This is a genomic window from Intrasporangium zincisolvens, assembly GCF_034724055.1.
GTDB lineage: Bacteria > Actinomycetota > Actinomycetes > Actinomycetales > Dermatophilaceae > Monashia > Monashia zincisolvens.
Genome location: NZ_JAWIIL010000001.1, coordinates 137,744 through 157,585, shown reverse-complemented (window position 1 = coordinate 157,585; position 19,842 = coordinate 137,744). Strand labels below are relative to the sequence as shown.

The 19,842-nt window shown below is 72.8% G+C and carries 24 protein-coding genes; 17 read left to right on the top strand and 7 right to left on the bottom strand.

The window, feature by feature from the left end; translation table 11 throughout:
- Positions 1 to 57 precede the first annotated feature (57 nt).
- The gene (locus tag RY076_RS00770) at positions 58 to 948 is read left to right on the top strand and encodes a carbon-nitrogen hydrolase family protein (RefSeq protein WP_323095432.1); all 891 of its coding nucleotides are present in this window, start codon (positions 58 to 60) and stop codon (positions 946 to 948) included.
- A gap of 54 nt (positions 949 to 1,002) precedes the next feature.
- On the opposite strand, the gene RY076_RS00765 is transcribed toward RY076_RS00770, so the two are convergent.
- Complete coding sequence (locus tag RY076_RS00765) at positions 1,003 to 1,659, bottom strand: uridine kinase family protein (RefSeq protein ID WP_323095430.1); 657 nt, start codon at positions 1,657 to 1,659, stop codon at positions 1,003 to 1,005.
- Positions 1,660 to 1,767: 108 nt separating this feature from the next.
- Here RY076_RS00765 and RY076_RS00760 point away from each other — a divergent pair, with 108 nt between their 5' ends.
- Positions 1,768 to 2,433, top strand: a complete 666-nt coding sequence (locus tag RY076_RS00760; RefSeq protein ID WP_323095429.1) for a Type 1 glutamine amidotransferase-like domain-containing protein — start codon at positions 1,768 to 1,770, stop codon at positions 2,431 to 2,433.
- A gap of 93 nt (positions 2,434 to 2,526) precedes the next feature.
- Here the strand turns inward: RY076_RS00760 and RY076_RS00755 are convergent, their stop codons facing one another.
- The gene (locus RY076_RS00755; protein ID WP_323095427.1) at positions 2,527 to 2,856 is read right to left on the bottom strand and encodes a nucleoside triphosphate pyrophosphohydrolase family protein; all 330 of its coding nucleotides are present in this window, start codon (positions 2,854 to 2,856) and stop codon (positions 2,527 to 2,529) included.
- A 23-nt stretch (positions 2,857 to 2,879) separates the two neighbouring features.
- Positions 2,880 to 3,584, bottom strand: a complete 705-nt coding sequence (locus tag RY076_RS00750; RefSeq protein WP_323095426.1) for a hypothetical protein — start codon at positions 3,582 to 3,584, stop codon at positions 2,880 to 2,882.
- A 172-nt stretch (positions 3,585 to 3,756) separates the two neighbouring features.
- On the opposite strand from RY076_RS00750, the gene RY076_RS00745 reads away from it, so the two are divergent.
- On the top strand, positions 3,757 to 4,371 hold the full coding sequence (locus RY076_RS00745) for a hypothetical protein (protein ID WP_323095425.1): 615 nt from the start codon (positions 3,757 to 3,759) through the stop codon (positions 4,369 to 4,371).
- A 13-nt stretch (positions 4,372 to 4,384) separates the two neighbouring features.
- Here the strand turns inward: RY076_RS00745 and RY076_RS00740 are convergent, their stop codons facing one another.
- Complete coding sequence (locus RY076_RS00740) at positions 4,385 to 4,879, bottom strand: DUF6194 family protein (protein WP_323095424.1); 495 nt, start codon at positions 4,877 to 4,879, stop codon at positions 4,385 to 4,387.
- A 37-nt stretch (positions 4,880 to 4,916) separates the two neighbouring features.
- Between RY076_RS00740 and RY076_RS00735 the strand changes: the two genes are divergently transcribed.
- On the top strand, positions 4,917 to 5,759 hold the full coding sequence (locus RY076_RS00735; RefSeq protein WP_323095423.1) for a MerR family transcriptional regulator: 843 nt from the start codon (positions 4,917 to 4,919) through the stop codon (positions 5,757 to 5,759).
- A gap of 51 nt (positions 5,760 to 5,810) precedes the next feature.
- Here RY076_RS00735 and RY076_RS00730 read toward each other — a convergent pair whose 3' ends face one another.
- Entirely contained in the window at positions 5,811 to 6,422 is a 612-nt protein-coding gene (locus RY076_RS00730) for a TetR/AcrR family transcriptional regulator (protein WP_323095421.1), read from the bottom strand.
- A gap of 137 nt (positions 6,423 to 6,559) precedes the next feature.
- On the opposite strand from RY076_RS00730, the gene RY076_RS00725 reads away from it, so the two are divergent.
- Positions 6,560 to 7,435, top strand: coding sequence for an alpha/beta hydrolase (locus RY076_RS00725; RefSeq protein ID WP_323095419.1), 876 nt, complete (start codon positions 6,560 to 6,562; stop codon positions 7,433 to 7,435).
- Positions 7,436 to 7,438: 3 nt separating this feature from the next.
- On the opposite strand, the gene RY076_RS00720 is transcribed toward RY076_RS00725, so the two are convergent.
- The gene (locus RY076_RS00720) at positions 7,439 to 7,846 is read right to left on the bottom strand and encodes a VOC family protein (RefSeq protein WP_323095417.1); all 408 of its coding nucleotides are present in this window, start codon (positions 7,844 to 7,846) and stop codon (positions 7,439 to 7,441) included.
- Positions 7,847 to 8,078: 232 nt separating this feature from the next.
- On the opposite strand from RY076_RS00720, the gene RY076_RS00715 reads away from it, so the two are divergent.
- The 8 genes from RY076_RS00715 (at position 8,079) to RY076_RS00680 (ending at position 14,284) form a co-directional block, all read left to right on the top strand.
- Entirely contained in the window at positions 8,079 to 8,420 is a 342-nt protein-coding gene (locus RY076_RS00715; protein WP_323095415.1) for a hypothetical protein, read from the top strand.
- Positions 8,420 to 9,421, top strand: coding sequence for an FAD:protein FMN transferase (locus tag RY076_RS00710; RefSeq protein ID WP_323095413.1), 1,002 nt, complete (start codon positions 8,420 to 8,422; stop codon positions 9,419 to 9,421). Before RY076_RS00715 ends, RY076_RS00710 begins: the two co-directional genes overlap by 1 nt.
- Complete coding sequence (locus RY076_RS00705; protein WP_323095412.1) at positions 9,421 to 9,984, top strand: ferric reductase-like transmembrane domain-containing protein; 564 nt, start codon at positions 9,421 to 9,423, stop codon at positions 9,982 to 9,984. The genes RY076_RS00710 and RY076_RS00705 overlap by 1 nt, the downstream gene beginning before the upstream one ends.
- A gap of 70 nt (positions 9,985 to 10,054) precedes the next feature.
- The gene (locus tag RY076_RS00700; protein ID WP_323095411.1) at positions 10,055 to 11,182 is read left to right on the top strand and encodes an NADH-ubiquinone oxidoreductase-F iron-sulfur binding region domain-containing protein; all 1,128 of its coding nucleotides are present in this window, start codon (positions 10,055 to 10,057) and stop codon (positions 11,180 to 11,182) included.
- Complete coding sequence (locus RY076_RS00695; protein ID WP_323095410.1) at positions 11,166 to 11,429, top strand: ferredoxin; 264 nt, start codon at positions 11,166 to 11,168, stop codon at positions 11,427 to 11,429. Before RY076_RS00700 ends, RY076_RS00695 begins: the two co-directional genes overlap by 17 nt.
- Before the next feature lie 172 nt (positions 11,430 to 11,601).
- Positions 11,602 to 12,510, top strand: coding sequence for an ROK family protein (locus RY076_RS00690; RefSeq protein ID WP_323095409.1), 909 nt, complete (start codon positions 11,602 to 11,604; stop codon positions 12,508 to 12,510).
- Positions 12,507 to 13,454 carry a 1-phosphofructokinase family hexose kinase gene (locus tag RY076_RS00685; protein WP_323095408.1) on the top strand — a complete coding sequence of 316 codons (948 nt, stop codon included), beginning with the start codon at positions 12,507 to 12,509 and terminating at the stop codon, positions 13,452 to 13,454. The genes RY076_RS00690 and RY076_RS00685 overlap by 4 nt, the downstream gene beginning before the upstream one ends.
- Positions 13,451 to 14,284, top strand: coding sequence for a class II fructose-bisphosphate aldolase (locus RY076_RS00680; protein ID WP_323095407.1), 834 nt, complete (start codon positions 13,451 to 13,453; stop codon positions 14,282 to 14,284). Before RY076_RS00685 ends, RY076_RS00680 begins: the two co-directional genes overlap by 4 nt.
- Before the next feature lie 217 nt (positions 14,285 to 14,501).
- Here the strand turns inward: RY076_RS00680 and RY076_RS00675 are convergent, their stop codons facing one another.
- Positions 14,502 to 15,401, bottom strand: a complete 900-nt coding sequence (locus tag RY076_RS00675; RefSeq protein WP_323095406.1) for an SIS domain-containing protein — start codon at positions 15,399 to 15,401, stop codon at positions 14,502 to 14,504.
- 136 nt (positions 15,402 to 15,537) lie between these two features.
- Between RY076_RS00675 and RY076_RS00670 the strand changes: the two genes are divergently transcribed.
- The 4 genes from RY076_RS00670 (at position 15,538) to RY076_RS00655 (ending at position 19,727) form a co-directional block, all read left to right on the top strand.
- Positions 15,538 to 16,341, top strand: a complete 804-nt coding sequence (locus RY076_RS00670) for a DeoR/GlpR family DNA-binding transcription regulator (RefSeq protein WP_323095405.1) — start codon at positions 15,538 to 15,540, stop codon at positions 16,339 to 16,341.
- Between the two features lie 169 nt (positions 16,342 to 16,510).
- Positions 16,511 to 17,770: an extracellular solute-binding protein gene (locus RY076_RS00665; RefSeq protein ID WP_323095403.1), complete on the top strand. Its 1,260-nt coding sequence runs from the start codon at positions 16,511 to 16,513 to the stop codon at positions 17,768 to 17,770.
- Between the two features lie 14 nt (positions 17,771 to 17,784).
- The gene (locus RY076_RS00660) at positions 17,785 to 18,828 is read left to right on the top strand and encodes a carbohydrate ABC transporter permease (protein ID WP_323095402.1); all 1,044 of its coding nucleotides are present in this window, start codon (positions 17,785 to 17,787) and stop codon (positions 18,826 to 18,828) included.
- Positions 18,825 to 19,727, top strand: coding sequence for a carbohydrate ABC transporter permease (locus RY076_RS00655; RefSeq protein WP_323095401.1), 903 nt, complete (start codon positions 18,825 to 18,827; stop codon positions 19,725 to 19,727). Before RY076_RS00660 ends, RY076_RS00655 begins: the two co-directional genes overlap by 4 nt.
- The last annotated feature ends 115 nt before the right edge of the window (positions 19,728 to 19,842 follow it).

The following is a 19,842-nucleotide window of genomic DNA, read 5'->3' as shown; positions in this document are numbered from 1 at the left end:
ACGCGTCGGGGTCGCGGGATGGCACCCGGTGTCGTGGGCCGCCCCTAGGTTGTCGGCATGACGACGATGCGGTGGGCAGTCGCGCAGAGCCGGATGGCCGAGGACCCGGGCGACGCCGAGGCGGTGCGCGCCGCCGGTGCGGGGATCCGTGCCCTGATGCGGGAAGCCAGCGCGGGCGGCGCCCGCCTCGTGCAGTTCCCGGAGGGGGCGATCGTCTACCCGAGCAAGCACGTCATGTCCTCGTCCGGCCCCGACACGGTGTCCGACGCGGACTGGGCGCGGGCCGACTGGGACCTGCTGCGCGAGGAGGCCGAGTCGGTCGCCCGGCTGGCCGCCGAGCTGCGGATCTGGGTGGCGTTCGGGTCGATCCACCCGCTGACGCCACCGCACCGACCGCACAACAGCTTCTACGTCGTGTCGGACCGCGGCGAGCTCGTCGGCCGCTACGACAAGCGCTTCCTGTCCAACACCGAGCTGACGTGGATGTACTCGCCGGGTGCGGAGCCGTTCGTCTTCGAGGTCGACGGCGTCCGGTTCGGGGTGGCGCTCTGCATCGAGGCGAACTTCCCGCACCTGTTCGAGGAGTATGAGCGGCTCGACGTCGACGCCGTCCTTCTCTCGGTCATGGTCGACGACGCGATGCGTGCCGAGATCGGCCGGTCCTACGCCGCCCTGTTCGGGTATTGGGTCGGCTACTCGGTGCCGGCCCAGTTCGGCTCCACGGTGCCCTCGGGCATCGTCGCGCCGGGCGGGCGGTGGGTGGCGCGGTGTCCCGCCGAGGACCGGCCGGCGCTCGCTTTCGTCGACCTCGACCTCGCCGCGCCCGACGAGGACGTCCGGATCGCCACCGACCTCGCCCGCCCGTGGCGGCGCCGCGCGAAGGACGGCCTGTACGACCCGGTCCGGTTCGCCGCAGACCCCCGCAGCGAGAACGTCCACGCGTTCTAGGTGGCGGCGGCCGGCTGACGGTGCCCTCGACGCCCGTGGACCCGCGTCAGCCCCTCAGACCTGACGGAGGCGCCGAGGCCCGTCGGTCACCGAGACGTGGTCGGTGCGCCCTTCCGACGCCGCGGTGCCGTCGACCACGAGATCCGCTCGGGTCCAGGGCTGCTCGGCCTCGAGGAAGGGCTGCTCGGCCGACATCCAGTCGTCCCAGAACGCCTCGGCCTCGTCCGGCGTCCGCCCGAGCGTGATGTCCCGTGCGATGCCGCGGCGGCGCGCCTCCACGGCGTCGGAGGCCACCCACACGATGAGCCGCGCGAAGGGTGCCAGCTCGGCGCGAGCCGCCCCCACGCCCTCGATGACGAGGTCGGCACCGGGCGGGACCTCGATCCCGCCGGGGCGGTCGTGGCGCACCCAGCCGGGCGGTCGGTAGTCGACCCGCTCGCCGGCGAGCCAGGGTCGCACGACTCCCTCGAGCATCTCGGCCGCCCAGTCCGTGGGGTGCAGCTGCCAGGCGACGTCGTCGGTCGCGACGACGCTGCCACCGCGCGCGTCGGCGGCCGCGGCGGCGAAGGTGGTCTTGCCGGCCCCGGAGCGCCCGTCGACGAGCACGAGCGAGGGCCCCTCACCCGCCGGAGGCGCCAGGAGCTCGGTCAGCGCCTGCCGGGAGACGCGGCGGAACGGGCCGAACTGCGGTTCAGCGGTGTTGGCGTGCATCGCCCGAGTATGGACGAGCGCACCGCCCCACGCCGCGATGCGCGTCGGTACCCGGGCGTCGGCGGGCGCGGCTAGCCTGACGACGGCATCGACTCCATGGAGGTAGCAGTGAAGCTTCTTCTCAGCTCAGGCGGCATCACGAACCCGAGCATCCAGGATGCCCTTGTGGCGATGCTCGGCAAGCCGATCGCCGAGTGCACCGCGCTGTGCATCCCCACCGCGAACTACGGGCACCCGATGGTGTCGCCCGAGAACACGTGGCGGTTCATCTCCGGCCGGTCCCCCTCGCCGATGACCGACCTCGGGTGGAAGTCGGTCGGTGTTCTCGAGCTCACCGCGCTGCCGACGATGGACGCCGACCGCTGGGTGCCTTGGGTGCGCGACGCCGACGTGTTCCTCGTCGACGGGGGCGACGCCCTGTACCTCGCGCACTGGATGCGCGAGTCCGGCCTCGCCGACCTGCTGCCCAGCCTCGACGGGGTCTGGGTCGGGGTCAGCGCCGGCAGCATGGTCATGACGCCGCGCATCGGCGCCGACTTCGCGCACTGGCAGCCGCCGGGTGGCGGTGACCGGACCCTCGGTGTCGTCGACTTCTCGATCTTCCCGCACGTCGACCACCCCTCCATGCCCGACAACACGATGGACGAGGCCGTGCGCTGGGCGGCCGGCCTCGGCGTCCCGGCGTACGCGATGGACGACTCGACCGCGATCACCGTCGTCGACGGCGTCGTCGAGGTCGTCTCCGAGGGCACGTGGAAGCGCCTCGACTCGTGAGCCGCTGCTGACGCGTCGAGCCGTGCGTGGTTCAGGGGGTCAGGACCCCGTCAACCCCGCACAGCTCGGGCGCCCTGGTGGGCCTCAGGCGGGTCAGCGGCGGTCGCCGGACCCGCCCAGGACGGCTCGCCGCTGCCGGTCGGCGAGCTTGTCGATGTTGCGCTGCGCGACGTCGTCGAGTGACAGGTCGAGGAAGCTGGCGAGGACCGCGGTGTACCAGAGGACGTCGCCGAGCTCGGCCGCCAGATCGTCGCGGTCGAGGTGCGCGAGGTCGGTGTCGTGGTCACGGACCAGCTTCTTGACCTTCTCGGCGATCTCCCCCGCCTCACCGACGAGCCCGAGCACGAGGTGCAGGAACTCGTCCCGGGCGTCCTTGTCGCGAGCGGTGCGCAACGCGGCGCGCTGGTAGTCGTCGCACTCCATGCCGCCCACGCTACTGGCGGCGCTCACCCACCGAGCGGAGCTGCGCGCCAGTGCTCGAGGCGCATGAGCCTGCCGTCTGCATCGGAGCGGTAGCGGTAGCGGACCAGGCTGACGGAGTCGAGTACGGCCTCCTGTGCCGCGATCCGGCGTCGGGCTTCGACCCAGGCCACCAGACCTTCCGGGTCGGCGATCGGGGCCGCGAAGTGCAGGACGTTGGCGTACCAGATGTCCCGCGGGTCCCACTGGTCCTCGAACCATGCGTGGGGACCCAGGTGCTCTCGGAGGGTGCTCATGAACGTCCACGGAGCCTCGTCGACGGGCTCGAGCTGGGCCATCACCGACCCGGTCGTCAGGGTCAGGCCGGTCAGGTTCAGCCGGAGGGGAGGTGTGGCCTCGGCGGCGGTCCGCATCGCGTTCGCCCAGGCCGTGGTCCCCTCGTCGGTCGGTTCGGCCGCCTCGCGATAGGGCTCGAGGGCACGCACGGTGACGTGGCTGGCGTCCGCACGGCCGGTCAGGAAATGACCGGGACCGGCGAAGTCGCACGCCTGTGTCATCAGCTCCTCGAGGCGCGCCCGTACGTCCGACGGCGGGATGCTGACGATCGTCGTCGGCCAGCGCCCCCCGTCGGCGGGTGGGGAGTCCTGCCGGTGGGTGCCGTCGAGCACCGTCGGACGGGCCTGCTCGTGCAGTCGGTCGAAGACGTGCCGTCCGGTCGGGGTCTTCGTCATGGCCGCGGAGTCTAGGCGGCACGTGGTCGCCTCGACCCGGCGGTGGCCGCCCCGGTGAGCGGGGTGTGGAGATCGTGTGGAGGTCGCCGGAACCGTCGGTCGCCACGGCCCGGGACCGGGCGGCCCGCGGCTAGGGTCCTGGCGTCAGGCAGGTCGACTCAGGGGGCACGTGGTGGGTAGGGCCGGGCACGTCGCGAAGCAGGTCTCCCTCGGGCTGCTCGCCCTCGCCCTCGTCGTAGTCGTGCCGTCGGTCGTGTGGCACCAGGTCCTCGTCGTGGGCGGATGGGTCACCGACCCGGCCGACGCCGCGCCCGGGCTCTTCGTCGCCGGCGTGCTCGTGGGCCTCACCGGGCTCGTCGTGTCAGGCATCGACCGTCACCGGCGACGCACCGCTGGTGAGGCCGTCCCTGGTCGCCCGAGCGGAGGGCGCGTGACCGCGGTCGTGCTGCTTGTCGTGACCGCAGGCGTCGTCGCCGGCGTCGACTGGCTCTTCAGCTACGGCTCGGACGCGGTCGTGCTGGAGCCGGCGAGCGCGGGCGGGTGCCGCGTCGTGGTCGAGGAGCGCTCGTTCCTCATGAGTGGTGGCGGCACCGTGTTCGTCCTGCCGGCCGGCGACCTCGTTGCACGACGCGTAGGCCGCTACACCACCGACGACGGGTACCTCCCGGTCGAGGCGGGGTCGTACTCCCTGACGTGGTCGGGCGAGAGTGGGTACCTCGAGGTGTCGGGGTCGCAGGTCGACCCGGTGTGGCCGGGCGGTCACGAGATCGACTGCCCGGGCGGCTGACGGCCCTCGCGGCTCAGCCCTCCCGTCCAGCGCCTCCGTGGCGGCGGGTGGCGCGTCGCCGGGCGTCGGCGTGGGCGTCACGGACGAGGCCGAGTGCGAGGGCGAGCGTCCGCTCCCCCGGCGTCACGACGGCGACCCAGCCGAGCGAGCCGTACACCGGGTGCGGCAGGACCGCGTCGACCGCCGCGAAGTCGAAGGCCGCTCCCGCAGCGCTGCGCTCGCCGAAGGCGCGCGGACTCTCGCCGACGAGCTCCTCGAAGGTGTGGGCCCCGACGTGCACGTTGAGTCGCCACCGGCTCGGTGCGTCGAGTCGCGACGCCACGTCGTCGGGGTAGTCCTTGGTGACGAGCGTGGCGAACGGCTGGGTGGCCGGCACGACGCCGTCGGGCGCGTAGTAGGCGAAGTGGTCGCCCCAGGCCACCTCGGGGAAGGTGCTGCCCGGCTCCGGTGAGAGCACGAGCACGCCGTCGAGCGACCGGATCACGTCGAGGACCTCGTCCATACTCATGGGTGAAGTGTCATCCTGAAGTGCTTGTGGAGGGTTGGTGACCGGAGCCGCTAGGAGGTCCGACCCGTCGACGCCCGGGGCGCCGGTGCTGTCGACGCGGGCCGTGGCGGACGCGTCGGGCTACTCGGTGCAGCAGGTGCGCGTCCTGGAGGGGTTGGGCGTCGTGCCGCCTGCCGATCGGGCAGCCAACGGCTACAGATGGTTTCGGCCCGAGCACGTCCTCGCGCTTCGGGCGTACCGGCGGCTCGCCGACGCGGTTGGACCCGTCGTGGCTCGACGCGTGCTGGCCGACGTGCGCACGTTGCCCCTCGATGAGGCCGCCGCCCGCGTCAGTGCGCTCCACGTGGGGCTGACGCGCCAGCGCGACGAGGCGCTCGCGGCCCGGCGGGCCCTGGCGCTCGTCCGCGACGAGGCCTCCCTCGACACCGCGGCCACGGGTGACAGCGGCGGCACGGAGGACCCCGACGCCATGACGATCACCGAGCTGGCTCGCGCGCTGGGCGTGCGCACGTCGACCCTGCGCTTCTGGGAGCGCGAGGGACTCGTGGCGCCCGAGCGGGTCGGGTCGGGGTCCGTGCGCGGCCGGCGCTACCCCGTGGCCGCCATCCGGGAAGCGCGCGTCGCGGCAGCCCTGCGCTCGGCGGGCCACCCGGTCCCGGCAGTGCGCGAGGTGGTCGCCTCGTTGCGCCGGCTCGCCGGACCGGACACCCCACCCTCCCCGGCGGGCACGACGGGCGCCGCGGGCCTCGACCCGGATGCCGCGCTCCAGCGTCACCTCGACGCCATCGCCCGCCGGACGCTCGCGCTCGTCGCCGCGGGCGCCGACGTCGTCCGGCTCCTCACCGACGAGGTCGGCGCGGTGGAGCCCACCGACGCGTAGCGCGTCGGGACGCGTCGGTCAGGCGGCGCGGCGGTCAGGCGGACGCGTCGGTCAGGCGGACACGTCGAGCCCGGCGACGCGTCGGGCCGTGGCGACGAAGGCCGGGGCCGTGACGTCGACGCCGTCGAGGTAGCCGCCGACGAGGGCGGCGTCGCGCAGCAGGACGAGGGCGGCGGCCGTGGCACCGGGGTCGGGTGAGCCGGCGGCGCGGGCGAGGTCGGTCAGCGTCTGCCGGAACCAGGCGCGGTGCGCCGTGACGATCTGACGCACCGGGCTTGCGGCGTCGGGGAACTCGGCCGCCGCGTTGATGAACGGGCAGCCACGCGTGTGGTACCGGCTGACGTCGTCGGCGACGGCGTCGACGACGCGTCCGAGCAGCTCGCGCGGTGGGCCGCCCGTGGCCTCGGCCGCCGTGAAGTAGCCGCGGATCGTCTCGTCCTCGGACTGCAGGTAGGCCGCGACGAGGGCCTCCTTGCCGGTGAAGTGCCGGTACATCGTGGCCCGCGTGACGCCGGCCTCGGCGAGGATGCGGTCGACGCCGACGCCGTTGATGCCCTCGCGGTAGAAGAGGCGTGAGGCGGCCTCGAGGAGCCGGTCGCGACCCGGGGCGCGCGACGGCGGGGCCGCCCGGTCCGGGGCGGGGGGCATCGGCGCGTCGGTCACGTCGTCACGCTAACGCAGGCCGATGCGCATCCAGCTCTGGTCATCGGCGTCGGGAGTCGCTACCGTAGAACGATCGTTCTACGAAGCGGCCGCTCCCCTTCGGCGGTCGTCCATCCAGGCCGATCCGGGAGCACCGCATGACCACGACCCCCACCAGCACCCTCACCCCTCGCGAGCGGGCCGAGGTGGAGGCCGCCAACGCCGGCGACCGCCGCCCCGTCGTCCTCATTCATGGCCTCTGGCTGCTCGCCGGCAGCTGGGACGCGTGGCGCGAGCACCTCGAGTCGCTCGGCTACGCGACCGTGGCCGCCGACTGGCCCGGCGACCCGGCGAACGTCGAGGAGGCGCGGGCCAACCCCGACGCGTTCGCCGGCGTGTCCGTCGGCCAGGTCACCGACCACGTCGCCGAGCTCATCGGCGCGCTCCACCGCGAGCCCGTCGTCATCGGGCACTCCTTCGGCGGGCTCATCACCCAGAAGCTCGCCGGGATGGGGCTCGCCCACGCCGCCGTCGCCATCGACCCGGCGCCGTTCCGTGGCGTCCTGCCGCTGCCGCTGTCGGCCCTGCGCGCGTCCTCGCCGGTGCTCGCGAACCCGGCCAACTACCGCCGCGCCGTCTCGCTCACCTTCGACCAGTACCGCTACGCCTTCGCCAATGCCGTGTCCGCGGAGGAGGCGGCCGACCTCTACCGCGCGTATCCCGTTCCGGCACCGGGCCGCCCGCTGTTCCAGGCCGCCACGGCGAACCTCGACCCGCGCACCGAGGCGAGCGTCGACACCGCACGTGAGGACCGCGGACCGCTGCTCGTCATCAGCGGCGAGAAGGACCACATCGTGCCGTGGGCCATCGCCCACGCGTCGTTCACCAAGCAGGTCCGCAACCCCAACCCCACCGAGATCGTCGAGATCCCCGGGCGCGGGCACTCCCTCGTCGTCGACAGCGGGTGGCGCGAGGTGGCTGATGCCGCGACGTCGTTCCTCGCCCGCCACGGCGCCGGCCCCGACGCGTCCTGACCCTCAGGTGGTGATGCGGAAGGCGCGCGGGGGTCGCGGGCCCATCTCGGCGGCGCCGCGCTCGATGCAGAACTCGTTGCCCTCGGGGTCGGCCATCGTGACCCAGCCCGGGCCCTCGGGCGTCCGGTGGTCGCCGACGACCGTGGCGCCGAGGGCGAGCGCGCGCTCGACCCACTCGTCACGGGTGCCCTCGTCGGGGGCGAGGTCGAGGTGCTGGCGGTTCTTGGCCGTCTTGCCCTCGGGCACGGGGATGAAGAGCAGCCCGAGGCCGGCGCTGGGGAACGAGGCCGCGACGACGACCTCGGGGTCGTCGTCGTAGTACACGTTCCAGCCGAGCAGCTCTGACCAGAAGGTGGCGAGGGCCCGGGCGTCGGCGCAGTCGAAGGTCACGTTGTGGATGTGCAGCGTCATGGTGTCAGCGTCGTGCGGTGTCGCCTTGCGGCGCAAGCGGATTCCCGGATGCGTGCCAGCCTGCTCCCAGCGTCGCCGGAGGTTGCGCGGGGGATCGTCCGGATCGACGCGTTTCTGCCGGAACGCGTGCAGGGCGCGCGGTCCTGATCCATGCCGGGGTCATCGCACGACCACAGGAGGCCCACAGCGGCGCTCGCGACGGTTGAGGGGTCAACCTCTCGAAGGAGTCCCCATGAGCCCCGTGCCTCGCGCCCTGAGCCGCGCCCGTCTGTGGACGTCGGGTCTGCTCACCGCCTCGACCCTGCTCGTCGGCGGCATCGGCGTCCACCTCGCCCAGGACCACGCGGCGTCGGTGGCCACCACCTCGTCCACGACGACCACCACCTCCTCCGGCGCGTCCGGCTCGACGCGCTCGTCGGGCACCGACGACTCGAGCAACGGCACCGACACGTCGAGCTCGGACACCTCCTCGTCCAGCAGCTCGGGCACCTCGAACCAGTCGTCCGGCTTCCAGGCCGTCGTGCCGCTCAGCGGCTCGGGTGGTCAGGCCCAGAGCGGGTCGGGCGGCTCGTGATGTCCGCCCCGACCACCAGCCCGACCACCAGCGCGACCACCGCTGCGGCCACCGCACGTGTCGCGTCCGCCTCGTTCCGCGCCATCGGCACGACGAACACGGTCCTCGCCACCGAGCCCGAGGCGCTCGACGCCGCGCTCGCCATCACCCGGTCCCACCTGCGGGCCGTCGACCGGGCCGTCAGCCGGTTCCGGGACGACTCCGAGGTGAGCCACCTCGCCGTGCGGGCCCGGCGCGGCCCGGCCGACGCGTTCGTCTCCCCGACCTTCGCCGACTACCTCGAGGCGGCGCTGCGGGTGGCCCGCCTCACCGGTGGCCTCGTCGACCCGACGATCGGCTCGGCCCTCGCGGCCGAGGGCTACGACGCCGACCTCGACGTCGTCCGGGCCCGCGGCGTCTTCCACCAGTCGCTCGTGGCGGCCGTGCCGCACTGGCACAGCGTCCACCTCAACGTGTCGGCCCGACGCGTGTCGGTCGCCCGGGGCACGCTGCTCGACCTCGGCGCGTCGGCCAAGGCGCACGCGGCCGACACCATCGCCGCGCTGCTCGGGGCGCGCCTGCCAGGCGGGTTCCTCGTCAACCTCGGCGGCGACCTCGCGGTGGGTGGCGTGGTGCCGGAGCCGGGTTGGGCGATCGGCATCGTCGACGCCGGCGGCCACACCGTCCAGGTCGTCGAGTCGACCGGCCAGGCGGTTGCCACCTCCTCGACGCGGCTGCGCACCTGGCAGTCCGACGACGGTCCCCGTCACCACATCGTCGACCCGCGCACCGGCCGCACGGCTCCGACCGTGTGGGCGCAGGTGTCGTGTGCCGGCGCGTCGTGCCTCGAGGCGAACGCCGCGTCCACCGCCGCCATCGTGCTCGGGGTCGACGCGCCCGACTGGCTGGCGCAGCAAGGGGTACCGGCCCGCCTCGACGGCCTGGACGGCCGCGTCGTCACGACGCCGGGCTGGCCGGGACCGACCGCCCCGGTCGCGTCCCGCACGAGGAGCGCCGCCTGATGAATGAGCTGCTCTGGTACACCTCGCGCGCCACCGGCGTCGCCAGCATCGTCCTGCTCACCGTGGTGCTCGTGCTCGGCCTCGTGACCTCCGGCCGCCGGAGCCCGCACGGCGAGTCGGCCACGGTCGTCATCGCCCTGCACCGCTGGCTCTCGCTCGGGATGCTCGTGTTCCTCGGGGCCCACATCGCCACCGCCGTCGCCGAGACGTACGTGTCGATCGACGCGGTGTCCGCGCTGCTGCCCTTCACGTCCGGCTACGAGACGGTCTGGGTGGGCCTCGGCACGCTCGCCTTCGACATCCTGCTCGCCGTCGGCGTCACCTCGGCGCTGCGCCGCCGGCTCACCGAGCGCACGTGGCGACGCGTCCACCTCCTGTCGTACGCGATGTGGCCGATGGCGCTCGTGCACGGCCTGGCGCTCGGCACGGCCAACGAGCCGCTCCTGCGTGGCGCGACGATCTTCTGCGGCCTCGTCGGTGCCGGCGCGATCGCCTGGCGGTGGAGCGCCGTGCACGCCGACCAGGAGCGTCGCGACGCCGTCGCCGCCCAGCGCTGGACCTGACCCGCGCCCCGAGACCAACACCTGACCCCACCCCGACACCACCCCGACCCTGCCCTACCAGGAGACCGCCATGGACCCGCTGACCTCACTGCTCGCCGACGCCGGCCTCACCGGTCGTGGCGGAGCCGCCTTCAGCACGGCCACCAAGCTCGAGGCCGCCCGCGACCACCGCGCCGACCTCATCGTCAACGCCTGCGACGGCGAGCTCGGTGCTGCCAAGGACGGGTGGGTCGTCGAGCACCACCTCCCCGAGCTCGTCGAGGGCGCAGGACTCGTCGCCGGACGCCGCCGGGTGCGGTTCGCGGCCCACCGCGGCTCGCACACGGCCGAGCGGCTGCACCGCGCCGGGCTCGACGTGCTCGAGGCGCCGCCGCGCTACGTGTCCTCGGAGGAGTCGGCGCTCGTGAACCTGGCCCACGGGGGCCTGGCCCGACCGGTGACGAAGCGCCAGCCGGTCACCCGCGGCGGCCACGACGCGTCGGGGCGCCGGCTGCGCCCGACGCTGGTGCTCAACGCCGAGACGACGTGGCGCGTGGCGCAGGTGGCCCGCAACGGCGTCGACTGGTTCCGCGGCTTCGGCACGCCCGACGAGCCGGGGCCGCGCCTCGTCGCCGTCAGCACCCCGCGCGTCTGGGGGCACGTCGTGCAGACCGAGGCCGGTGCGCCGCTCGCCTCGATCCTCGACGCCGCCGGTGGGCTCGCGCCCGACGCGCCGGCGGTGCTCGTCGGCGGTCTCGGTGGGGCGTTCGTGCCGACCGCGGCCGCAACGGGGCTCGCGTGGTCGGGCGCCGACCTCGCGCCCCACGGCGCCACGCTCGGCCCGGGTGTGGTCGAGGTGCTCGCTGCCCGAGACTGCCCGCTCGAGTTCGTCGACCGCTGCCTCACCTGGGCTGCCGGGGAGTCCGCCGGTCAGTGCGGGCCGTGCATGTTCGGCCTGCCCGCCCTCGCCACTGACTGGCACGGCGTCGTTCGTGGCGACCCGTCCGCCACGGCCCGCGTCCGCTACCGCATCGGGCTGCTCCCGGGCCGCGGCGCGTGCCGCTTCCCCGACGGCGTCGCCCGCTTCGCCGCCACCGCGCTGCACGTCCTCGCCGCCCACGTCGCCGCGCACGAGGCCGGCCACTGCCCCACCCGCGCCCACGCCACCGACCCCACCGATCCTGCCCACTCGAGGAGCCACCATGTCCTCACCCACTGACCGCCGCGACCAGCGCGACCAGCCCGACCAGCCCGACCACACCCGGCGTCGGCTCGGGCTCGTCGACGACGCGACGCTCGCCGTCGACCGCATCGCGTGCACCGGTCACGGCGTCTGCGCGCAGCTGCTCGCCCAGGTGCGCCTCGACGAGTGGGGCTACCCGATCGTCGACCACGCGACGGTGCCCACATCCGAGGCGGATGTGGCGATCCGGCTCTGCCCGGCCCGGGCGCTGTACCGGCGCTGACGGGGTCCGGGACGTCACGGAGTCACCCGCGTCGGTTGTCGGCGCCGCCCGCGCGGAGCAGGCCGCGAGGTGGCATCGTGGGGCCCGCGACGGGGCGACCTGACGCTGCTCCGTGTCCAAATGTGATCGCTCGACTATCGTTCCGAGCACTATTGCTCATAGACTGCGCGCCGTGACACATGAGGCAGTGGTCGGGATCGACGTCGGCGGCACCCGGACCAAGTCGGCCCTGGTGACCCCCGGCGGCACCGTCCTGGCCGAGGCGGTCGTGCCGACGCCCGAGCGCGTCGGCGAACGGCTCGGCGAGGTCGCGGCCAAGGCCGTGGCCGAGCTGCTGGCCGGGGCCGGCGACGGCGTCGACCTGCTCGCCGTGGGCGTCGCGGTGCCCGGGCTCGTCGACGAGGCCGCCGGGATCGGCGTCTGGTCGGCCAACCTCGGCTGGCGCGACCTCGACCTGCACGCCGCCGTCGCCCCCCACGTCGACGTGCCGGTGGCCATCGGCCACGACGTGCGCTCCGGCCTGCTCGCCGAGCACCGCCTCGGCGCGGCCCGCGACGCCGACAACGTCCTCTTCGTCCCGCTCGGCACCGGCCTGGCCAGCGCGATCCTCTGTCGCGGGCGGCTCGTCACCGGCGGCCTGTGGACCGGCGAGATCGGCCACATCGTCGTGCAACCCGACGGCCCGCTCTGCGGGTGCGGCCAGCGCGGCTGCCTCGAGGCCCTCTCGAGCGCGGGCGCCATCGGTCGCCGCTGGTCCGAGGCCACCGGCCTCGTCGGCGACGCCGCCGAGGTGGCCCGCCGCGCCGACGCCGGTGAGGCCGAGGCCCGACGCGTGTGGCAGGAGGCCATCGAGGCGCTCGCCATCATGGTCGCGCCCGTGGTGGCTGCGGCGGGCACCGAGCTCGTCCTCGTCGGCGGGGGTCTCGTGCATGCCGGCGACACCCTGCTCGACCCGCTGCGCGCCGCCCTGACGATGCGCCTCGGCGGTCGCGCCGACGTGGCCGTCGAGGCCGCGGCGCTCGGCGACCGGGCCGGGTCGCTCGGGGCGGCGACGATCGCCCTCGACCTCGTCGGCCGATGATCGTCACCCTGACCCCGAACCCGGCGGCCGACGTCACGTACGGCGTCGGCGTTGTCCACCTCGGCGAGTCGCACCGGGTCCACGACGTCACCGAGCGCGCCGGGGGGAAGGGCCTCAACGTCGCCTCCGTGCTCACCGGCCTCGGCGAGCATGCCGTGGCCGTGGCGCCGGTGGGCGCCGCCGACCTCGCGGCCTGGGCAGCCGACCTCACCGAGCGAGGCATCAGCCACCGGCTCGTCGAGTCCCCTTCTGCCACCAGGCGATCCATCGCCGTCGTCGAGGCCGACGGTCGCACGACGCTCTTCAACGAGGCGGGCGAGCCGCAGCCGGCCGGCGTGTGGACCCGCGTGGCCGAGGCGCTGGCCGCGCTCTCCGACCAGGCCGAGGTGCTGACGGTTTCGGGGAGCCTGCCGGCCGAGGCGCCGGACGACCTCGTGGCGCAGGTCGTCACCGAGGCCGCGCGCCGGGGCCTGCGGACGGTCGTCGACTGCGGTGGCCCGGCGCTGGCCGCGGCCCTCAGCGCGGGCCCGACGCTCGTCAAGCCCAACCGCACCGAGGCGGTCGCCGCGCTCGGCGTCGACGCAGACACGTCCGCTCGCGACCTGGCCCGGCTGCTCGTCGACCGCGGCGCCGGAGCGGCGATCGTCACCGACGGTGCGGCCGGCCTCGAGCTCGTCGCACCCGACGCTTCGCTCCACGCACGCCTGCGAGATCCCTTGCGCGGCAACCCGACCGGCGCCGGCGACGCGATGACCGCCGCCCTGGCCGTCGAGGTGCGCGACGCGTCGGGCCTGCCCGTCGGGGTCGACGCGTGGGCCGAGGTCCTGCGTCGCGCGGTCGCGTGGTCGGCCGCGGCCGTCCTCCAGCCCGTCGCCGGCGCCGTCGACCCCGACGACGCCGCGCGCCTGCTCCAGTCCGTCGAGATCGAGGAGAGCCGCGCATGAGCCGCAGCGACCTCGCGAGCGTCCTCGCGGACGCCCGTGCCGAGGGTCGCGCCGTCGCGGCCTTCAACGTCATCCAGCTCGAGCACGCCGAGGCCTATGCCAGCGCGGCCGAACGCGTCGGGCTGCCCGTCGTCATGCAGATCTCGGAGAACTGCGTGCGCTACCACGGCGCGCTCGCCCCGATCGCCCTGGCGACGCTGGCGATCGCCGACGCGTGCGCGCAGCCGGTCGTCGTCCACCTCGACCACGCCGAGGACACCACGCTCGTCGAGGAGGCCGTGCGCCTCGGGCTGACGTCGGTCATGTACGACGGCTCCAAGCTGCCCGACGACGCCAACCGCGCCGAGACCGCCCGCGTCGTCGCGCTGTGCCACGCCGCCGGTATCGGGGTCGAGGCCGAGCTCGGCGAGGTCGGCGGCAAGGACGGCGTCCACGCCCCGGGCGTGCGCACCGACCCGACCGACGCCACGCGCTTCGTCGCCGACACCGGCGTCGACGCGCTGGCGGTCGCCGTCGGCAGCAGCCACGCCATGACCGACCGCACCGCTCAGCTCGACACGGATCTCATTGCGGCACTGCGCGACTCGGTGCCCGTGCCACTCGTGCTGCACGGCTCGTCAGGGGTCCCCGACGACGGCCTCGTCGCAGCGGTGAGGGCCGGCATGACGAAGGTCAACGTGGCCACCCATCTCAACCAGGTGTTCACGCGCGCGATGACCGAGCGTCTCGACGCGTCGCCGACCGTCGACACGAGGAAGTACCTCGGTGCAGGCCGCGACGCCGTCGCCGACGAGGCTGCCCGCCTCATGCAGCTCCTCGCCCTCCGCTGACCACCCAGCGCCCCAGCTCCAGCGTCGAAAGGCCACGTTCGGCTGGCCCTTCACCGTCGAAGGGCCACGTTCGGCTGGGCCTTCACCGTCGAAGGGCCACGTTCGGCTGGCCCTTCACCGTCGAAAGGCCACGTTCGGCTGGCCCTCTCGCAGGTCAAAGATGGCCTTTCGACGGTTGGGAGGCGACCGAACGTGGCCTTTCGACGGTTGAGGAGGGTCAGGACAGGACGATGCTGCGGGTCAGGTTGCGGGGGGCGTCGGGGTCCAGGCCTGCGGCGTCGGCCTTGGCGAGGCAGAGGCGGTGCAGGCGGACGAGGTCGGCGAGGGCGTCGACGTCGCGGTGCTCGAAGTGGGCGCCGGTGCCGCGCACCTCGTCGGGCAGCCCGCCCGGCACCGAGCCGAACGCCCACACGGCGCGGCCGGGGGCGGCGATGCTGACCGGGCCGTGGCGGTACTCCATGGCCGGGTAGGACTCGGACCAGAACTGCGCCGACTCGCGCAGCTTGAGGGCGGCCTCGGCGGCGATGCCGTTGGTCCAGCCGCGGCCGAGGAAGGTCACCTGCTCGGCCAGCGCGAGGGCACCGACGGCGTCCGACGCGTCCTCGGCGAGCACGGCGCGAGCCTGGGCGATGGCGTCGGTGAGGTCCTCGCCGAGCGACGCGCGCAGCAGGGCGAGCGTCGTCGTGGCGAAGCGGGTCTGCACGACCGACTGCTCGTCGACGTCGTCGAGCAGGATCGTCGCCGCGGACCGCTCGGCGACCGGCGTGCCCGCGGTGGCGACGATCGACACGTGCGGGGTGCCGGCGGCGCGCAGCCCCTCGACGACCTCGATGACCTCGGTCGTCGTGCCGGAGCGGCTGATGATGACGACGCGGTCGTAGCCGCGGGCCAGGTGGTGCTCCGACGCGGCGAACGCGTCGGTGACGCCCTGGCCGAGGTCCTCGCGGCGTCCGGCGTAGGCCTGGCCCATGAACCACGAGGTGCCGCAGCCGATCGTCGCGACGCGCTCGCCCGGGCGGGGCAGGTGCTCGGCGACGGTGTCGAGGCGCCCGGTGACGCGCGCCCAGTCGTCGGGCTGGGTGGCGATCTCGCGGGCGAGGTGCGTGGTCTGCGGCATGGAACGCTCCGGATGGTCTCGCGAGGGTGCCGTGCGGAAACGCACGAAGCCCTCCTGATTGTGTCTGCTCGAAACACAGCGTAATCGCGCACAGTCGGTCATGTCCATTGCACGTTCTGCGCGGTATCGTCAGCGCGTGACCGAAGAGAGCGACCTCGCCCGCAACCGTGCCAGCCGTTGGTCGATCATGCTCGACCGTCTTGCCACGGCGGGGAGGCTCGGCGTCGGCGAGGCGGCCGAGCTGCTGAACGTCAGCGAGGCGACGATCCGCCGCGACTTCTCCGAGCTGGCCAAGCGCCAGCTCGTGGCCCGCAACCACGGCGGCGTCGTCGCGACGAGCGTCGCCTACGAGCTGCCCTACCGCTACCGCAGCTCCCGCGCCGACGAGGACCGCTCCCGCGTCGCCGAGGCGGCGGCCGCGCTCGTCGAGGCCGGCCAGGTCGTCGGCCTCAACGGCGGCACGACGACCACCGCCACGGCCCGGGCCATCACGGCGCGCGACGACCTCGTCGACGCCGACGGCGAGGTCACCATCGTCACCAATGCGCTCAACATCGCCACCGAGGCCGTGCTGCGCCCGCACGTGCAGTGCGTCTCGCTCGGCGGCGTCGCGCGCCCGGAGTCCTACGAGGTCACCGGCCCGTTGGCCCAGCTCGTGCTCGGCCAGCTGTGGCTCGACGTCGCGATCGTCGGCGTCAACGGCCTCTCCGCGCGCGAGGGTGCGACCTGCCGCCACGAGGAGGAGGCGGCGATCATCCGCACGATGATCGAGCGCAGCAAGAAGGTCATCTGCGTGGCGACCGGCGACAAGCTCGGCGCCCGGACCTTCGCCTCGATCTGTCCCGCCGCGCGGATCGACCACCTCGTGACTACCGTGGGCGCTGACCGGGCGGAGGTCGACGCGCTGCGCGATGCGGGCGTCGACGTGCACGAAGTGTGACCGTTCCGTGCGCGGTGATGCGTGATTGTGATCGGATGATTAAGCATTCGGTCAGTTTTGGTCTTGCCAACGGCAAAGGCTCGCCCTAGGTTGTTCGTCACCTCGAGGAGAGGGTGGCCGGGTGGGTCCGACATCGCACCCCGTGTCCCGGCCCGGACCAAGGAGAGACATGAGCTCGACGAAGAAGAGTGCGCTCGTCGCGGGCCTGGCCATCGCGGGCCTCGCCCTGGGCGCGTGCGGAGGGGGCACCGGAGCCGGGTCGGCGGGAGGTAGCACCGGGGGCAGCGGTGGGCAGGAGGCCAAGACGATCAAGCTCGTCGCGGCGGAGTACTCCAAGGACCACACCAAGGCCTTCTGGGACGCCTTCGCCAAGACGTACAAGGAGAAGACGGGCTACACCCTCGAGGTGCAGGTCGTCAGCTGGGACAACATCGACCAGCAGTCCTCGACGATGATCCAGAACAACCAGGCCCCCGACATCCTCAACCTCAACGCGTACGCCAGCTACGCCAAGGACGGCCTGCTCTACAACTCGGACGAGGTGCTGCCGGCCGCGACGAAGAGCGACATCCTCGACACCTTCGTCAAGTACGGCACCTACCAGGACAAGTTCTACGGCTTCCCCGACCTGTCCAGTGCCCGGGCGTTCTTCTACAACAAGGCGATCTTCAAGCAGGCCGGCATCGCGAATCCGCCGAAGACGTGGGACGAGCTCGAGGCCGACGCCAAGAAGATCGCCGCCACCGGCAACGTCGGCTACGCCCTCCCGCTCGGGCCCGAGGAGGCCCAGGGTGAGTTCTCCATGTGGCTGTTCAACAACGGCGGCGACTGGAAGACCGACGGCAAGTGGTCGATCAACTCCGACAAGAACGTCGCGACGCTGAGCTTCCTGAAGAAGCTCTCCGACGAGAAGGTCACCCAGAACAACCCGGCCCGCACCAACCGCGCCGACGCCTTCGACCTGTTCAAGTCCGGCAAGGCGGGCATGGTCATCGGCTTCAGCCCGCTCGCGGCCGACCTCGACAAGGACGCGAAGATCGACTACGGCGTCGCGCCCTTCCCGAGCAACGACGGCACCGAGAGCAAGACCTTCGGCGTCACCGACTACCTCATGGCCTTCAAGAAGCCGGGCAACCAGAACGCCGTCAAGGCCTTCTACGACCTCTACTACCAGCCCGACCAGGTCAACACCTTCATCAAGGCCGAGGGCTTCCTGCCGGTCACGAAGACGGGCGTCCAGCAGTTCCAGGGCGACCCGAAGCTCAAGGTCTACCTCGACACGCTGCCCAACGCGCGCCTCACCCCGACCGACGACCCGACGTGGGACAAGGTCAAGCTCGCCGTGCAGCAGAACCTCGGCAAGGCGATGAGCGGTGACCCGAAGGCCGTCCTCGACGACCTCCAGAAGACCGCCGAAAACGGCGGCTGAGCGGCCGACCCCTCATGAGCCCCAGCACCACTCCGACGCCGGATCCCGCCCTCGCGGCGGGGTCCGGCGCCGGCGCGCCCTCCGCCCGGCCCGCCACCCGGACCGACGCGTCGGCCACGTCGAGCACGCCGGACGCGCCCCGCCGGCGCCGGCGTCGCAGCGCCGGACGCATCGGCCAGGTCCACCCCCTCGTCGCGCTGCTCTGGCTCCTGCCGGCGCTCGCGCTCATCCTCGGCGTCGTGCTCTACCCGGCGATCAAGCTGTTCCAGGCCAGCCAGGGGCAGTACTCGATCACCGGCCTGCGCAAGGGCGACGCCGGGTGGGAGAACTACGTCAAGGTGCTCCAGCACGAGGACCTCGGCACGGTCCTGACCAACACCGTCATCTGGGTCGTCTCGGTCGTGGCGATCACCATCGTGCTGAGCCTGGCCCTGGCGCAGTTCCTCGTGAAGCAGTTCCCGGGCCGGCGCCTCGTGCGGTGGGCGATCATCATCCCGTGGGCGGCCTCGCTCGTCATCACGAGCCAGCTCTTCGTGCTGCTCTACGACTACAACTACGGGATCATCAACCACGTCCTGCTGTCGCTGCACCTCATCGGGCAGCCGATCGACTTCCTCGGCGACGACAGCTGGACGATGTTCTCGATGGTCGTCGTCGGCGTCTTCGTGTCGCTGCCGTTCACGATCTTCGTCTTCATCGCCGGTCTCGGCGCGGTGCCCGACGACGTGCTCGAGGCGGCCACGGTCGACGGCGCGAGCCCGTGGCAGCGGTACTGGAACATCACCCTGCCGCTGCTGCGCCCGGCCCTGATGATCGCGACGGTCCTCAACGTCATCTACGTGTTCAACAGCTTCCCGATCATCTACACGCTCAACGACCGCAACCCGGGCTACACGCACGACACGACGATCACGTTCATGTACAAGCTCGCGTTCAAGAGCCAGGAGAAGGACGTCGGCATGTCGGCGGCGGCGGGCGTCTTCAACGTCCTGCTCATCCTCGTCGTCGTGGCCGTGTACCTGAAGATCATCAACTGGCGTGAGGAGACGAGCCGATGACGGCCAGCACCGCCTCCACGGCCGGCGCTGCGGGTGCCGCTGTGTCGCAGCAGGACTCGCGACCGACGCCGCGGGACCCGAAGCGTCGCAAGCGGCTTCTCATGTCGGTCGGCGGCGCGCTCGTCGCGCTCGTGTTCCTCGCTCCGTACCTCGTCATGGTCCTCGACTCGCTGCGCACGAGCAGCGACGTCAAGAGCACGCCGCCCTCGTTCCTGCCGAAGGTCTGGCAGTGGGACACCTACGCCCAGGTGCTCGGCGACGAGCGGTTCCTCAACTGGCTCAAGACCTCGCTCATCGTCGCGAGCGGCTCGACGGTCATCGTCGTGCTCGTCGCGATCCCGGCGGCGTTCATGACGGCCCGGCACCGGTTCCCCGGCCGCGGGGCGTTCCTGCTGCTCGTGCTCATCACGCAGATGTTCGCGCCCACCTCGCTCGTCGTCGGCCTCTACCGGCAGTTCTTCGAGCTCAACATGATCAACACCTACGGCGCGCTCATCATCACGAACGCCGCGTTCAACCTGGCCTTCGCGATCTGGATCCTGCACGGCTTCTTCGCCTCGATCCCGCTCGAGGTCGAGGAGGCCGCGGCCCTCGATGGCGCGAGCCGGTGGCAGGTGCTGCGCCGCGTCATGCTCCCGTTGACGCTGCCGGGCCTCGTCACGGCGACGATCTTCACGTTCATCGCCGCGTGGAACGAGTACGTCGTCGCGCTGACGCTCATGATCGACGACGACCGCAAGCCGCTGACCGTCGGCATGCGCGCCTACATCACCGGCTACGAGCAGCACTGGGACCAGCTGTTCGCGGCGTCGGTCATCGCCGTCGTGCCGGTCGTCATCCTCTTCGCCCTCATCGAGAAGCACCTCGTCGGCGGCCTGACCGCCGGCAGCGTCAAGTAACCCCTGGGCGGGTGGGGCGCAGTGCTCACTCGATGAGAAGGGGAGGACGTCCACGCGCTCGCGCGCACGCCCGGCTCTCCTCCCGTCGAGTGAGCACGGAGTCCCACCCGTCACA

Bases quoted from the DNA above. Each gene is read 5' to 3' on its own strand.
- RY076_RS00715 (WP_323095415.1), top strand. From the start codon at position 8,079: ATGAGCCCCGTGCCTCGCGCCCTGAGCCGCGCCCGTCTGTGGACGTCG.
- RY076_RS00770 (WP_323095432.1), top strand. From the start codon at position 58: ATGACGACGATGCGGTGGGCAGTCGCGCAGAGCCGGATGGCCGAGGAC.
- RY076_RS00740 (WP_323095424.1), bottom strand. From the start codon at position 4,879: ATGAGTATGGACGAGGTCCTCGACGTGATCCGGTCGCTCGACGGCGTG.
- RY076_RS00700 (WP_323095411.1), top strand. From the start codon at position 10,055: ATGGACCCGCTGACCTCACTGCTCGCCGACGCCGGCCTCACCGGTCGT.
- RY076_RS00675 (WP_323095406.1), bottom strand. From the start codon at position 15,401: ATGCCGCAGACCACGCACCTCGCCCGCGAGATCGCCACCCAGCCCGAC.
- RY076_RS00705 (WP_323095412.1), top strand. From the start codon at position 9,421: ATGAATGAGCTGCTCTGGTACACCTCGCGCGCCACCGGCGTCGCCAGC.
- RY076_RS00665 (WP_323095403.1), top strand. From the start codon at position 16,511: ATGAGCTCGACGAAGAAGAGTGCGCTCGTCGCGGGCCTGGCCATCGCG.
- RY076_RS00765 (WP_323095430.1), bottom strand. From the start codon at position 1,659: ATGCACGCCAACACCGCTGAACCGCAGTTCGGCCCGTTCCGCCGCGTC.
- RY076_RS00680 (WP_323095407.1), top strand. From the start codon at position 13,451: ATGAGCCGCAGCGACCTCGCGAGCGTCCTCGCGGACGCCCGTGCCGAG.
- RY076_RS00750 (WP_323095426.1), bottom strand. From the start codon at position 3,584: ATGACGAAGACCCCGACCGGACGGCACGTCTTCGACCGACTGCACGAG.
- RY076_RS00660 (WP_323095402.1), top strand. From the start codon at position 17,785: ATGAGCCCCAGCACCACTCCGACGCCGGATCCCGCCCTCGCGGCGGGG.
- RY076_RS00695 (WP_323095410.1), top strand. From the start codon at position 11,166: ATGTCCTCACCCACTGACCGCCGCGACCAGCGCGACCAGCCCGACCAG.
- RY076_RS00685 (WP_323095408.1), top strand. From the start codon at position 12,507: ATGATCGTCACCCTGACCCCGAACCCGGCGGCCGACGTCACGTACGGC.
- RY076_RS00710 (WP_323095413.1), top strand. From the start codon at position 8,420: ATGTCCGCCCCGACCACCAGCCCGACCACCAGCGCGACCACCGCTGCG.
- RY076_RS00720 (WP_323095417.1), bottom strand. From the start codon at position 7,846: ATGACGCTGCACATCCACAACGTGACCTTCGACTGCGCCGACGCCCGG.
- RY076_RS00655 (WP_323095401.1), top strand. From the start codon at position 18,825: ATGACGGCCAGCACCGCCTCCACGGCCGGCGCTGCGGGTGCCGCTGTG.
- RY076_RS00755 (WP_323095427.1), bottom strand. From the start codon at position 2,856: ATGGAGTGCGACGACTACCAGCGCGCCGCGTTGCGCACCGCTCGCGAC.
- RY076_RS00725 (WP_323095419.1), top strand. From the start codon at position 6,560: ATGACCACGACCCCCACCAGCACCCTCACCCCTCGCGAGCGGGCCGAG.